We start from the raw sequence: 13,760 nt of genomic DNA on the forward strand, positions 1-13,760 counted from the left end.
CGCGCACTTTCAATCGCGTTGGACTGAACTGAATGACCCGTATCGCCGTCGGCGGCTTCCTGCACGAGACCAACACCTTCGCTCCGACGAAGGCGACGTTTGAGGACTTCCAGCATGGCGGCGGCTGGCCGGCGATGACCGAAGGCGCCGACGTGCTGAAGGTGATGCGCCGCATCAATGTCGGGCTCGCCGGTTTCGCCGAGAGCGCCGAGGCCAATGGCTGGGAACTCGTTCCGACGATCGCCTGCGGCGCAAGCCCGTCGGCGCATGTCACCAAGGATGCCTACGAGCGCATCGTGAAGGTCATGGTCGACGGCATCAAATCGGCAGGTCCCCTCGATGCGGTCTATCTCGACCTGCACGGCGCGATGGTGACCGAGCATCTCGACGACGGCGAAGGCGAGATTCTGGCGCGCGTGCGCCGCATCATCGGCAACGATGTTCCCCTCGTTGCGAGCCTCGACCTGCACGCCAATGTCACGCCCGAGATGATCGCGCATGCCGACGCGCTGATCGCCTACCGCACCTATCCCCACGTCGACATGGCCGACACGGGCCGCGCTTCCGCGAGGCATCTTGCACTGCTGCTGAAGACGAAGCAGCGCTTCGCAAAAGCGTTCCGGCAATTGCCGTTCCTGATTCCGATCAGCTGGCAGTGCACCAACGACCAGCCCACCAAGGGCATCTACGAAAAGCTCGCCGCGCTCGAGAGCGACGCCGTGCCGACGCTGTCCTTCGCGCCGGGTTTTCCGGCGGCCGATTTCCGCGACTGCGGACCGAGCGTGTTCGCCTATGGCAAGACGCAAGCTGACGCTGATCGCGCCGCGGACGCGATCGTGAAGCTGATCGAAAGCCACGAGGACGATTTCGACGGCAAGATCTACGCACCGGATGAAGGCGTGCGCCATGCCATGGAACTCGCCAGGAGCGCGAGCAAGCCGATCATCATCGCCGACACTCAGGACAATCCCGGCGCCGGCGGCGATTCCGACACCACCGGCATGCTGCGCGCGCTGGTGCGCAACAAGGCGAGTGCCGCGACCGGCGTGATCTACGATCCGGACTCGGCGAAGGCCGCGCATGCGGCCGGAACCGGCGCGACCGTGACGCTGTCGCTCGGCGGCAAGTCCGGCATTCCCGGCGACGAGCCCTATCGCGAGACCTTCGTCGTCGAAAAGCTGTCCGACGGCCGCTTCATCGCGCCCGGCCCCTACTATGGCGGCCGCGAGATGGAGATGGGTCCATCCGCGTGCCTTCGCATCGGCGACGTCCGCGTGGTCGTGAGCTCGCACAAGGCGCAGCTCGCCGACCAGGCGATGTATCGCTATGTCGGCATCGAACCGACCAAGCAGGCCATTCTCGTCAACAAGAGCTCGGTGCACTTCCGCGCCGATTTCGAGCCGATCGCGGCAAAGCTTTTGATCTGCGCCGCACCGGGCGCGATGCCGGCGGACACGGCCTCCCTGCCCTGGACCAAACTGCGCCCAGGCATCCGCATCAAGCCGAACGGCCCCGTTTTCACGCCCCTTTCACGCTAACTGGACAGGACACATGCCCACGATCGACCGCATCGACGGCTATGCCGACGAACTTACCGCCATCCGCCGCGACCTGCACGCCCATCCCGAGATCGGCTTCGAGGAAGTGCGCACCTCCGGCATCGTCGCCGACAAGCTGAAGAGCTGGGGCATCGAGGTGCATCGTGGTCTCGGCGGCACCGGCGTGATCGGCGTCATCAAGGGCAAAGGCACGAGCGGCAAGCGCATCGGCCTTCGCGCCGACATGGACGCGCTGCCGATGGAAGAGAATACCAACCTGAAATGGCGCTCGACCATTCCCGGCCGCTTCCACGGCTGCGGCCATGACGGCCATACCACCATGCTGCTCGGCACCGCGCGCTATCTCGCCGAGACCAGGAACTTTGACGGCACCGTGCATCTGATCTTCCAGCCGGCCGAGGAAGGCCTCGGCGGCGCCCGCGCGATGATCAAGGACGGGCTGTTCGAGAAATTTCCCTGCGACGAGCTCTACGGCCTGCACAACGCGCCCGATCTCAATCACGGCGAGATCGCGATCCTGCCGGGACCGGCGATGGCCGGCGCCGACTTCTTCGACCTTCGGATCAACGGCTATGGCGCGCATGGCGCAATGCCGGAGCGCTCCAAGGACGCGGTGGTGATCGCGACCACGCTGGCACAGGCCATTCAGACCATCGTCAGCCGCAATGTCGAGCCGCTTCAGTCGGCCGTGGTGTCGATCACCCAGATCCATGCCGGTTCTGCCTACAACGTCATCCCCGGCGAAGCCCATCTCTGCGGCACCGTGCGCGCCTTCTCGGATGAAGTCCGCGCGCTGATCCGCGAGCGCATGCGCACCATTTGCGCCGGCGTCGCGAGCGCCTTCCAGTGCGAGATCGTGGCCGACATCCGCGATGCCTTTGGCGTGCTCGTCAACCAGGTCGAGCAGTCCAAGGTGGTCGAGGAAGTCGCGCGCACCGTCGTCGATCCCGCCAACGTGATCACCCGCACCCAGCCGAAGATGGGCAGCGAGGATTTCGCCGACATGCTGCAGACCATTCCCGGCGCCTATTTCTGGGTCGGCCATGACGGCTCGGTGCCCGTGCACAATCCCGGCTACGTGCTCGACGACAAGATCCTGCCGATCGGTGCCAGCATGTTCGCCCGCATCATCGAAACGCGCATGCCGGCAGGTAGCAATGCATAAGCACGGCGCCGACGAGGCGGTCACCTCGCTGCACGATCTCGCCGCGGTCGACCTGATCGCAGGCTATCGCGCGAAACAGTTCTCGCCGAGCGAGGTGCTGGAGGACGTGCTCGAGCACGTCGCTGCGTGGGAGCCGCACCTCAAGGCGCTCTATGCGTTCGACCCCGACGGCGCGCGCGAGGTCGCCAAGGCCTCGACCGCGCGCTGGGCTGGCGGCGAGCCGTCCGGCCCGCTCGATGGCGTGCCGGTGACGATCAAGGACAACATCGCGACCAAGGGCGTGCCGGTGCCGCTGGGCGCGGCGAGCGTCAAGCTCGTGCCGGCCGAGAAAGATGCGCCGCCCGCCGCGCGGCTGCGCGAGGCCGGCGCGATCATCTTCGCCAAGACCACCATGCCCGATTATGGCATGCTGTCCTCCGGGCTCTCCGGCTTCCATGCGCTCGCGCGCAATCCCTGGGACCTCTCCAAGAACCCCGGCGGCTCCAGCGCGGGCGCCGGCGCCGCCGCTGCCGCAGGCTACGGTCCGCTGCATCTCGGCACCGATATCGGCGGCTCGGTGCGCCTGCCGGCGGGCTGGTGCGGCCTCGTCGGCTTGAAGCCGAGCTTTGGCCGCGTGCCGATCGATCCAACCTATGTCGGCCGCGTTGCCGGTCCTATGACCCGCACGGTCGACGATTGCGCGCTGATGATGAGCGTGATCGCAAAGCCCGACCGGCGCGACGGCATGAGCCTGCCCGCCGAGCCCCTCAACTGGAAGACGCTGGACAAGTCGCCGCGCAAGCTCCGCATCGGCCTGATGCTCGACCTCGGCGTCGGGCTGCCGCTGGAGAAGCCGGTGCGCGAGGTCGCGGTCAAGGCCGCCAAGGCGTTCGAATCCGCAGGTGCCGTCATCACCGAAGTCGACGGCATCCTCACGCGCGAGATGCTCGACGGTCTCGACAATTTCTGGCGCGCGCGGATGTGGGACGATCTGTCGAAGCTCTCACCAGCCGAACAGGCCAAGGTGCTGCCCTATATCTTCAAATGGGGCGAGTCGGGCGCAAAGCTGTCGGGCGTCGAGGTGATCCGCGGCTTCAACCAGACCATGGCGATCCGCGCCGCCGCGGCAAAGCTGTTCTGCGAGCTCGACTATTTGATCTCGCCGACCGCGCCGAACGTGAACTATCCGGCGGAGCTCGCCTCCCCCACCAACGATCCGATGAAGCCGTTCGAGCACATCTGCTATACCGTGCCGTGGAATATGTCGGAGAACCCGGCCGTTTCCATCAACGGCGGGTTCGATGCCAAGGGTTTTCCCATTGGCGTGCAGATCGTCGGCCGCCGCTTCGATGATATCGGCGTGCTCGGCTTGGCCAAGGCCTTCGAAGGCCTGCGTGGCGCGCAGCGGCCCTGGCCCAGCCCTCCGGCGAAATAACTGCAGTTCAGTCATTGCGGGTTGCGCCCTCTTGGCGCAAGCCCGGAATCCATTCATCGGCACAACTGGTGCGGAGAGATGGATTCTCCGGTGCAATTGCGCACCGTAGCTCGCGCTTCGCGCGCCCCGGAATGACGTGCTAGAGAGCACGATAAGAAACAAGGAAGGAAACACCCCATGGCGTATGAGACGATCAAATACGAGGTCGCCGAGCAGATCCTCACCATCACGCTGAACCGGCCCGACAAGCTCAACGCCTTCAACGCGCAGATGCAAGCCGAGCTGATCGACGCGTTCGACGCCGCCGACAAGGACGACAATGTCCGCGCCATCATCGTCACCGGCGCCGGCCGCGGCTTTTGCGCGGGCGCCGACCTCTCCTCCGGCGCGGACACCTTCGATCGCGACGCGCGGCGCGGGCCGGTGAAACGGTTTGCCGACGGCAAGGTCGACTACAGCGATCCACAGGTGCGCGACGGCGGCGGTCAGGTGACCTTGCGCATCTTCAAGTGCCTGAAGCCGGTGATCGCCGCGGTCAACGGGCCCGCGGTCGGCATCGGCGTCACCATGCAGCTCGCGATGGACATCCGCATCGCCTCCGACGCCGCGCGGTTCGGCTTCGTATTCTCCCAGCGCGGCATCGTGCCGGAGGCGGCCTCGAGCTGGTTCCTGCCGCGCATCGTCGGCATCTCGCAGGCCTTGGAATGGTGCTATTCGGGCCGCGTCTTCCCGGCGCAGGAAGCGCTCGCCGGCCGCCTCGTCAGCAAGGTCGTGCCGCCGGATGACCTCTTGCCGACCGCGCGCGCACTCGCCAGGGAGTTCGCCGCCAAGACCGCGCCAGTGTCGGTGGCGCTGATCCGTCAGATGATGTGGCGCATGATGGGCGCCGACGATCCGATGGAGGCCCACAAGGTCGACAGCCGCGGCATCTACGCCCGCGGCCGCTCCGACGACGTGAAGGAAGGCGTTGTCTCGTTCCTGGAGAAGCGCCCCGCGGAGTTCAAGAACAAGGTCTCGACGGACATGCCGGACTATTTCCCGTGGTGGACGGAGCGCGAGTACAAGTGACCCTGGAGCCGACGAAGCCGCAAGACGGCGTCGTCCTCCTGCACGGGATCAGCCGGACGGCGCGCTCGTTTCGCAAGATGGAAATTGCGATCGAGCGCGCCGGCTACGCAACGCTCAATGTCGACTATGCGAGCCGCCGCAAGGCGCTCCAGGAGCTCGTCGAGGATATCGATCCTGCAATTGAATTGTTTGCGGGCGCCCTCGATGGTTCCGTGCACTTTGTCTGTCACTCCATGGGAGGGCTCGTTGCTCGCGCCTATCTCGCTCGGCATCGTCCGCGGAATCTCGGCCGCGTCGTGATGCTGGGTACGCCGAACGGCGGCAGCGAGATCGCCGATCGATTGAAGAGGTTTCCCCTGTATCGCACCTTCTTCGGTCCCGCCGGACAACAGCTCGGCACACGTCGTGACACCACGACAGCGGCACTCCTGCCGCCGGTCGACTATCCCGTCGGGATCATTGCGGGCGACCGCTCGATCTATCCTGTGGCTGGCGCCCTGCTGCCGCGACCCCATGACGGCCGGGTATCGGTTGCAAACACCGGCGTCGACGGCATGGCGGATCACATGGTGGTGCACGCCTCGCATCCATGGCTGGTGCGCAATGACGCGGCGATCGCCGCGACCCTTGCATTCTTGCAGGATGGACGATTTACGCCGGGATCAGCTCGTAGGGTGGGTTAGCCCTGCGGCTGCGCAAAGCGCAGTCCGCTTGGCGTAACCCACCTCTTTACTTTCCGCGCATTGAGAGAGGCGGTGGGTTACGCTTCGCTAACCCACCCTACTTTCTTACTCCATCACAAGCGCCACGCGGCCGATGGCCTTGCGGTCGAGCAATAGCCGCATCGCGATCGCAAAATCCTCCAGCGGCAGGCGGTGCGAGACGTTGGGGCGGAGCTTGCCCTCCTCCGCCCATTTCAGCAGCGCCTTCAAGCGCACCTCGCCGAGCGCCGGATTTTTTCGTACCGCTTCGCCGGCGCGCACGCCGAGCACGCTGGCGCCCTTGATCAGCAGCAGATTGGTCTTCGCCGAGCCGATACCGCCGGTGAAGCCGATCACCAAGAGCCGCGCGCCCCAGGCGATGCAGCGCATCGAGTTCTCGAACACTTCGCCGCCGACGGGATCGAACACGACGTCAGCCCCGCGGCCGTCGGTGATGCGCTTGACTGCATCGCGGAACGGCTCGCGGTCGTAGCGGATGAGATGATCCGCCCCGCGCGCCTTGGCGATCGCCAGCTTCTCGTCGCTGGAGGCCGTCGCGATCACTGTAGCCCCCAACAGCTTGCCGATCTCGACGGCGGCAAGACCCACGCCGCCACCGGCGCCGTGAACCAGCAGGACCTCGCGCGGCTCGACCCTGCCGCGATCGATCAGCGCATGATAGGCGGTGCCGTGGCCGGCGAGATAGGTCGCCGCTTCCGCATAGTCGAAGGTTGATGGCATCGGGGTGAGCTGCGACGTCGTCACCACCGCTTCATCGGTGAATGCGCCGTGGCGCATCTTGACGATGACCCTGTCGCCAACAGCGAAGCCGCTCGCTTCCGACCCGACCTCGCTCACATCGCCGGCGGCCTCCATCCCCGGCGTGAAGGGCAGCTCCGGCTTGAGCTGATATTCGCCCGCGGCCATCAGCACGTCGGGAAAATTGAGCCCGGCAGCGCGGATTGCGACACGCACCTCGCCCGGCCCGAGCGGCCGGGAGGGAAACTCCTCCAGCCGCAAAGTCTCGGGCGCACCGAGCGCGCGGCAGACGACAGCCCGCACCATCAGGCTGCGCTCGCCCTGCGGCGCAGCAGCGCCTCGCGGATCAAAGGCAGCCGGTCATTGCCGAAATACATGTCGGTCTTGCCGACAAAGATCGTCGGCGAACCGAAGCCGCCGCGGGCCACGACCTCCTCGGTGTTGGTCTTGAGCTGGTCCTTGATGCCCTGATCGGAAATGCCGGCAAAGAATTTCTGCTCGTCGACGCCGACCTTCCTGCAGATCTCGGCGAGCACCGCGTCCTGCGAGATGTCCTTGTCCTCGCCCCAATAGGCCTCGAACAATGCGGTCGCGAACGGCACCATGTCGTTACCGAGCCAGATGCAGCCGCGCATCGCTTTCACGCTGTTGACCGGAAACACCGTCGGCGGCATCTTGATCGCCAGACCGGCTGAACGTGCCCAGTCCTCGAGGTCCTTCTTCATGTAGCGCGCCTTCAGCGGCACCGGCTTTTCGCGCTGCGCGTAGACGCTGGGATTGACCGTGTTGAAGATCCCGCCGACCAGAATCGGCCGCCAGGAGATCTCGGCGCCAAGCTCTTTTGCCAGCGGCTGGATATTGTGGAAGGCGAGATAGGTCCAGGGGCTGGAACAGTCGAAGAAGAACTCGATCATGGCGTTTCCTTTTTCTATTTCGCGGTCCTCATCCTGAGGAGACCGCGCAGCGGTCGTCTTTAAGGATGGCCGCGGGTGACAGTCGGGCCTTCATGGTTCGAGACGGCGCTACGCGCCTCCTCACCATGAGGACCAGGCACTACTTCTTTCCCAACAGCTCCTTGGCACGCTCGCCGAACATAATCTTGCGTGATTCCTCGTCGAACGGCTCCTTCACGAACTTGCCGATCGCAAGTCCCGCCTGCACCTGCGGCCTCGCCCGCACCTCGGCGTACCAGCGCTTCACGTTCGGATAGTCGTCGAGCGTAAAGCCCTGCGCCTTGTGGGTCATGGCCCAGGGGAAGCAGGCGATGTCGGCGATGGAATAGTCGTCGGCGACATAGGCACCGGTTTTGCCGAGCTGCCGGTCGAGCACGCCATAGAGCCGCGCCGCCTCATCGCGGTAGCGCGAGATCGCATAAGGAATCTTCTCCGCCGCATAGAGCGCGAAATGGCCGTGCTGGCCGAGCATCGGCCCCAGCCCGGCCATCTGCCACATCACCCACTGGATGGTGGTGGACCGGCCGCGCAGATCGGACGGCAGGAAACGGCCGGTCTTCTCCGCCAGATAAACCAGGATCGCACCGGTCTCGAAGGCCGAGAACGGCGCGCCGCCATCGGCGGGTGCACGATCGACGATTGCGGGAATCCGGTTGTTCGGGGAGATCGCCAGAAACTCGGGGCTGAACTGCTCGCCGGCGCGGATGTTGACGGGGATCACGTTATAGGAAAGCCCGAGTTCCTCCAGCATGATCGAGATTTTCCAGCCGTTCGGTGTCGGCGCGTAGTAGAGATCGATCATCGCCTTCCCTGTCGATATCGCCGGCTTCAGCGACTTTTGTTGTTCTGTACCTCGACGTTAAGACATGGCAGGAAGGGGCGCAATCACAACCGATGCGGAGGGCCGCCATGCTGTTTCCAACCACGATCGCCGGCTCCTTGCCGAAGCCGGAATGGCTCGCCGAGCCCAACATGCTCTGGGCGCCCTGGAAGTCGAAAGGCGATGAGCTTGCTCGCGCCAAGCGCGACGCGACGATGCTTGCGGTCAAGGTCCAGGAAGACGCCGGCATCGATATCGTTACCGAGGGCGAGCAGGCCCGGCAGCATTTCGTGCACGGCTTTCTGGAGAAGATCGACGGCATCGATTTCGCCCACAAGGTCGAGATGGGCATCCGCAAAGACCGCTACAAGGCAATGGTGCCGCAGGTGGTCGCGCCGCTCCAGCTCAAGGGGCGCGTCCACGCTGATGAAGCGCGCGTGGCACGCACGCATACGATGAAGAAGCTGAAATTCACCCTGCCCGGCCCGATGACCATCATCGACACCGTCGCCGATCGCTATTATGGCGACCGGGTGAAGATGGCCTTTGCCTTTGCCGAGCTGCTGAACCAGGAAGCCAAGGCGCTGCAGGCCGACGGCGTCGATATCGTGCAGTTCGACGAGCCCGCCTTCAACGTCTACATGGACGAGGTCAACGACTGGGGCATCAGGGCGCTGGAGCGCGCCGCCGAGGGCCTCACCTGCGCGACCGCCGTTCACATCTGCTACGGCTACGGCATCAAGGCCAACACCGACTGGAAGGAAACGCTCGGCAGCCAGTGGCGGCAGTATGAGCAGATCTTTCCGGCGATCGATGCGAGCTCGATCCAGCAGGTCGCGATCGAGTGCCGCAATTCCAAGGTGCCGCTGGATCTGCTCGCGCTGCTCAAGAACAAGATCGTGCAGGCCGGCGTGATCGATGTCGCCAGCGATACGGTCGAGACCGCCGACGACGTCGTGCAGGTGATCGATGCGGTGTCGAAATTCGTGCCCAAGAGCAACATCATCGCGACCACCAATTGCGGCATGGCGCCGATGCGGCGGGAGATCGCGGAAGCCAAGCTGATGGCGCTCGGCGCCGGCGCCGCGCTGGCGCGCGAGAAGCTGGGGTGATGGCTTTGGTCCGTCTGGCACTCGTCGTCGCTGCGATTGCGGCGATCAGCTTGCCGGCACGGGCTGAGGACCGCTCCGTGCTTCTCAATTGCAAGGCAATGGTGGAGCGCGCGTCGAAAGATGCGGGCACCGCCAGCGAGGCCGAGCTCACCCGCTGCCGCCAGGTCATCCGCGAATGGGCGTTGCGCGACGCGCGGATGACGGTAGATGAGCAGGGGCGGCCGCTGAGGTAGGGAGCGCCGCCTTACGGCGCGTCTCGAACCATGAAGGCCGAGCGCGCGCCACAAGGGCATATGCAATAGCCCTGCCCTTGCGGGGGAGAGCTGGAGAGGGGGTAGCCACGAACTCCGCTCTCGCTTGGGGCTACCCCCCTCCCTGGCCCTCCCCCCCAACCGGAGAGGGAACTGACTGTACGCTGGGATGCAGCGTAACCTCATAGCCGGCATGCAAAGCGCGTAGCGTCGACGGTGGCGTCAGCAGTGTTGCTTCGTCCGGCTGACGCTCCACCGCGACATAACCCGCCGGCGACCACAACAGCGCCCTGCCCTGCGTCACCAGAAAGCTCTCCTCGCCTTGGCTCACCATCGCGCCGTCAGGGAGCTGGTCGAGCGGCATCACGAGTGCGTGCAGCCGCTTCTTGCCGTGCTCCAGCCGCTCGTGGTGCAGCACCGTGTCGATGTCGTGCATGCGGACATCGTGCACGCGATTGCCTTTCTCCCACGCGGCCCGGAAGCGATTGGCATCGTCGCGGCGGCAATAGAAGCAGGGACGATGGCCAGCGGCGAGCGCGGTGGCCTCGTCCAGGAAGAACAGCTCGGTCCAGCTTTGCGTCGCCATCACCTCGCGGCGGCGGCCACGGAATTCGCAAGTACAGGTCAGCCAGGCCGGCGTCGACCAGCGCTTCTTCAGCAGCGTCTTCGTTGCGGGATCATGGATGATGCCGCGGTTGCCGGTAAACATGCCCCGGTGCGGGGTGGCGATGATGTCGCCGGTCGGCGTAACGCGATTTTGCAGGGGCATGAGCGCGGCTCTCCTCCCTCTCCCCGCCCTTCGCGGGGAGAGGGTCGGGGTGAGGGGCTGCATCCACAAATATCGTGAGAGACGGACTCGCGGGAGCTCCCCCCCACCCCCACTGCATCTTCGATGCAGTCCGGCCTCTCCCCGCACGCGGGGAGAGGCAAAAGATCAAGCCGCGCCGTCGCGGAGCGGCGGGTGGTAGGAGAGCGCGGTGTCCCAGGGGAAGAATATCCACGTATCCTGCGACACTTCCGTGATGAAGGTGTCGACCAGCGGGCGCCCCTTGGGCTTGGCGTAGACGGTGGCGAAGTGCGCATCGGGCAGCATCTCGCGCACCAGCTTGCCGGTCTTGCCGGTGTCGACGAGGTCGTCGACGATCAATAATCCCTTGCCGGTGCCGCCGCCGAGCTTCATCGCCGCTTCGGAAACGCCCTTGAGCACCTGCAGGTCGCCCTGCTTGGTGTGGTCGTAGCTGGCAATGCAGACCGTATCGATCACGCGCACCCCGAGCTCACGCGCGACGATTGCGGCCGGCACCAGGCCGCCGCGCGTGATCGCGATCACCGCGTGAAACGGACCGACCTCGTTGAGCCGCCAGGTCAGTGCCCGGCAATCCCGGTGGAACTGATCCCACGAGACCGGGAAAGCCTTCTGCGCGCTCAGTTCCGGTGCTTCACCAGCCATTGTCGTCTCCTGCCAATCGTCGTCCGGCAGCTCCGTGCTCAAGCATGATCCGGAAGAGTGTGCAGCAGTTTTCCGACAAGATCATGCTCAAAGAAGAAGCTAAAGCGCGTGCAAGGCAAGCGCTTTAGCGGGTGATGTTCAATCCTGCCAGCATTTCCTTCACCGCGGCCATCGCGCCCGCGAGCTTCTCAGGATCGCGCGAGCGTACCACCAGATTGGTGTTCGGCTTCTGCTCCTCATCCATGAAGGGATAGCTGCCGATGATGGTGTCGGGATGAGCGGCGGCGATCGCCCGCAGCGGGCTGCCGATGTCGCCCTCCCGCGCATTGGCGCGGACCGATTCGGAGAGCATGCGGACGCCCGATTTCAGCTTGGGCGAGACGATGTCCATCATCGCCTGCATGATCGACGGCACGCCGGCCATCACGACGACATTGCCGATCTTGAAGCCGGGGGCGAGGATGGTCGCGCTCTGGATCAGTTCGGCGCCGTCGGGAATGCGGGCCATGCGCAAGCGGGCCTCGTTGAGATCCTGCCCGCTCCAGCGCTCGCGGAAGCGGGCGACCACCTCCGGATGATGATCAATGCCGACGCCGAACGCCTTGGCCACGCTGTCGGCGGTGATGTCATCATGGGTCGGCCCGATCCCGCCGGTGGTGAAGACGTAGGTGTAGCGTTGCCGCAGTGCATTCAACGCGGCGATGATGTCGTCCTCGTCGTCGGAGACGACCCGGACCTCCTTCAGGTCGATGCCGATGTTCGTCAGGTATTCGGCGATGAAACCGATATTCTTGTCCTTGGTCCGGCCGGACAGGATTTCATCCCCGATGACCAGAATGCCCGCCGTGACGATCTCGCTCATAAATCAAGTCCCTCACCTGTCGCGCCGACTTTGCCGAGGTAACGCGTTGAAGTCACGCGGTTTTGCTGCCGAAATAAGCAGTCCTCAGCCATTTTTTCAGGCAGCCTGCCGACTATCCCCGGCAAATGCCCACAGTCGATGCTTATCGCGCTGGCCCGGGCCTTGCTACCACCCCGGGAAGTCATGCACTCTCCCAAGCATGGCCACGGAGAACAGTCGGGATCTATGGCAGTCGCGTTTGATGAAATGAATATTCCCGGCGGGGACCTTCGCCCCGCCTATCAGGAGCTGGCGCGCTGGCTCAAGGAGACGCCTCCCGAGGCGCTCGAATATCGCCGCCAGGAGGCCGAGCTGCTGTTCCGCCGCATCGGCATCACCTTCGCGGTCTATGGCGAGGCCGAGTCCACCGAACGCCTGATCCCCTTCGACGTGATCCCGCGGATCATGTCGGGCAAGGAATGGGCGCTGCTGGAAAAGGGCCTGAAGCAGCGCGTGCGCGCGCTCAACATGTTCCTGCGCGACATCTATCACGGCCGCGACATCCTGCGCGCCGAGGTCGTGCCCGACGATCTGATCTTCCAGAACCCGGTCTTCCGCCCCGAGATGAACGGCCAGCAGGTGCCGCACGACGTCTATGTGCACATCGCCGGCATCGACATCGTCCGGGTCGACGCCAACGACTTCATCGTGCTGGAGGACAACGCCCGCACGCCGTCGGGCGTGTCGTACATGCTGGAAAACCGCGAGATCATGATGCGGCTGTTTCCGGACCTGTTCGCCCGGCACCGGGTGGCGCCGGTCGAGCGCTATCCGGACGAGTTGCTCGCAGCCTTGCGCTCGGTCGCGCCGCAAAGCGCCTCCGGCGAGCCGACGGTCGCTCTTCTCACCCCCGGCGTCTACAACTCGGCCTATTACGAGCACTCCTTCCTCGCCGACAAGCTCGGCATCGAGCTCGTCGAGGGCCGCGACCTCATCGTCAAGAACAACGAAGTGTTCATGCGGACGACGGAGGGGCTGAAGCGGGTCGACGTGATCTATCGCCGCGTCGATGACGATTTCCTCGATCCCCTCACCTTCCGTCCCGACTCAGTGCTCGGCGTGCCCGGGCTGATGTCGGCCTATGCGGCCGGCAACATCACGCTGGCCAACGCCGTCGGCACCGGGATCGCCGACGACAAGGCGATCTACTCCTACATGCCGGATATCGTGAAATTCTATCTCGGCGAGGAGCCGATCCTGAAGAACGTGCCGACCTGGCGCTGCCGGGAGCCGAAGGATCTCGCCTACGTTCTCGACAACCTCAATGAGCTGGTCGTGAAAGAAGTCCACGGCTCCGGCGGCTACGGCATGTTGATCGGCCCCGCGGCAACGAAGGCGACGATCGAAGCCTTCCGCGAGAAGCTCAAGCGCGAGCCGGAAGGCTTCATCGCCCAGCCGACGCTGGCGCTCTCGACCTGTCCGACCTGCACGGCGTCGGGCCTTGCCCCGCGCCATGTCGACCTGCGGCCCTTCGTGCTGACCGGCAGCAGGCGCACCACGATCGTGCCCGGCGGGCTCACCCGCGTCGCTCTGAAGGAGGGCTCGCTGGTGGTGAATTCGAGCCAGGGCGGCGGCACCAAAGACACCTGGATTCTGGACGAGTAGAG

General features: G+C 64.9%; 14 protein-coding genes. 8 read left to right on the top strand and 6 right to left on the bottom strand.

Annotated elements, in window-relative coordinates:
* Positions 1–32: 32 nt before the first annotated feature.
* From K289_RS0116070 to K289_RS0116090, 5 genes are all read left to right on the top strand, one after another.
* On the top strand, positions 33–1,538 hold the full coding sequence (locus K289_RS0116070) for a M81 family metallopeptidase (protein WP_027552462.1): 1,506 nt from the start codon (positions 33–35) through the stop codon (positions 1,536–1,538).
* Positions 1,539–1,551: 13 nt separating this feature from the next.
* On the top strand, positions 1,552–2,724 hold the full coding sequence (locus tag K289_RS0116075) for a M20 aminoacylase family protein (RefSeq protein WP_027552463.1): 1,173 nt from the start codon (positions 1,552–1,554) through the stop codon (positions 2,722–2,724).
* Positions 2,717–4,138 carry an amidase gene (locus K289_RS0116080; RefSeq protein ID WP_027552464.1) on the top strand — a complete coding sequence of 474 codons (1,422 nt, stop codon included), beginning with the start codon at positions 2,717–2,719 and terminating at the stop codon, positions 4,136–4,138. Before K289_RS0116075 ends, K289_RS0116080 begins: the two co-directional genes overlap by 8 nt.
* Positions 4,139–4,315: 177 nt before the next feature.
* A complete protein-coding gene (locus K289_RS0116085; RefSeq protein ID WP_027552465.1) occupies positions 4,316–5,206 on the top strand; it encodes a crotonase/enoyl-CoA hydratase family protein in 891 nt (296 codons plus the stop codon).
* Complete coding sequence (locus K289_RS0116090) at positions 5,203–5,889, top strand: alpha/beta fold hydrolase (RefSeq protein ID WP_027552466.1); 687 nt, start codon at positions 5,203–5,205, stop codon at positions 5,887–5,889. Before K289_RS0116085 ends, K289_RS0116090 begins: the two co-directional genes overlap by 4 nt.
* Positions 5,890–5,994: 105 nt before the next feature.
* Here the strand turns inward: K289_RS0116090 and K289_RS0116095 are convergent, their stop codons facing one another.
* From K289_RS0116095 to K289_RS0116105, 3 genes are all read right to left on the bottom strand, one after another.
* Positions 5,995–6,972: an NADPH:quinone oxidoreductase family protein gene (locus tag K289_RS0116095; RefSeq protein ID WP_027552467.1), complete on the bottom strand. Its 978-nt coding sequence runs from the start codon at positions 6,970–6,972 to the stop codon at positions 5,995–5,997.
* Positions 6,972–7,580 (bottom strand): 2-hydroxychromene-2-carboxylate isomerase, encoded by a 609-nt coding sequence (locus K289_RS0116100; protein WP_027552468.1) that lies wholly within the window; start codon positions 7,578–7,580, stop codon positions 6,972–6,974. Before K289_RS0116100 ends, K289_RS0116095 begins: the two co-directional genes overlap by 1 nt.
* 139 nt (positions 7,581–7,719) lie before the next feature.
* Positions 7,720–8,421 carry a glutathione S-transferase N-terminal domain-containing protein gene (locus K289_RS0116105; protein ID WP_027552469.1) on the bottom strand — a complete coding sequence of 234 codons (702 nt, stop codon included), beginning with the start codon at positions 8,419–8,421 and terminating at the stop codon, positions 7,720–7,722.
* Between the two features lie 107 nt (positions 8,422–8,528).
* Here K289_RS0116105 and K289_RS0116110 point away from each other — a divergent pair, with 107 nt between their 5' ends.
* On the top strand, positions 8,529–9,551 hold the full coding sequence (locus K289_RS0116110) for a methionine synthase (RefSeq protein WP_035684876.1): 1,023 nt from the start codon (positions 8,529–8,531) through the stop codon (positions 9,549–9,551).
* Positions 9,551–9,784, top strand: coding sequence for a hypothetical protein (locus tag K289_RS0116115; RefSeq protein WP_035684879.1), 234 nt, complete (start codon positions 9,551–9,553; stop codon positions 9,782–9,784). Before K289_RS0116110 ends, K289_RS0116115 begins: the two co-directional genes overlap by 1 nt.
* Before the next feature lie 130 nt (positions 9,785–9,914).
* Here K289_RS0116115 and K289_RS44500 read toward each other — a convergent pair whose 3' ends face one another.
* From K289_RS44500 to K289_RS0116130, 3 genes are all read right to left on the bottom strand, one after another.
* Positions 9,915–10,571, bottom strand: coding sequence for a hypothetical protein (locus K289_RS44500; protein WP_051310601.1), 657 nt, complete (start codon positions 10,569–10,571; stop codon positions 9,915–9,917).
* Between the two features lie 165 nt (positions 10,572–10,736).
* On the bottom strand, positions 10,737–11,252 hold the full coding sequence (gpt, locus tag K289_RS0116125) for a xanthine phosphoribosyltransferase (RefSeq protein WP_027552472.1): 516 nt from the start codon (positions 11,250–11,252) through the stop codon (positions 10,737–10,739).
* A 124-nt stretch (positions 11,253–11,376) separates the two neighbouring features.
* Positions 11,377–12,114, bottom strand: coding sequence for a molybdopterin-binding protein (locus K289_RS0116130; protein WP_027552473.1), 738 nt, complete (start codon positions 12,112–12,114; stop codon positions 11,377–11,379).
* Between the two features lie 225 nt (positions 12,115–12,339).
* Between K289_RS0116130 and K289_RS0116135 the strand changes: the two genes are divergently transcribed.
* Positions 12,340–13,758 (top strand): circularly permuted type 2 ATP-grasp protein, encoded by a 1,419-nt coding sequence (locus K289_RS0116135; protein WP_027552474.1) that lies wholly within the window; start codon positions 12,340–12,342, stop codon positions 13,756–13,758.
* The last annotated feature ends 2 nt before the right edge of the window (positions 13,759–13,760 follow it).

The sequence above is a fragment of the Bradyrhizobium sp. Cp5.3 genome (genome assembly GCF_000426265.1).
GTDB lineage: Bacteria > Pseudomonadota > Alphaproteobacteria > Rhizobiales > Xanthobacteraceae > Bradyrhizobium > Bradyrhizobium neotropicale.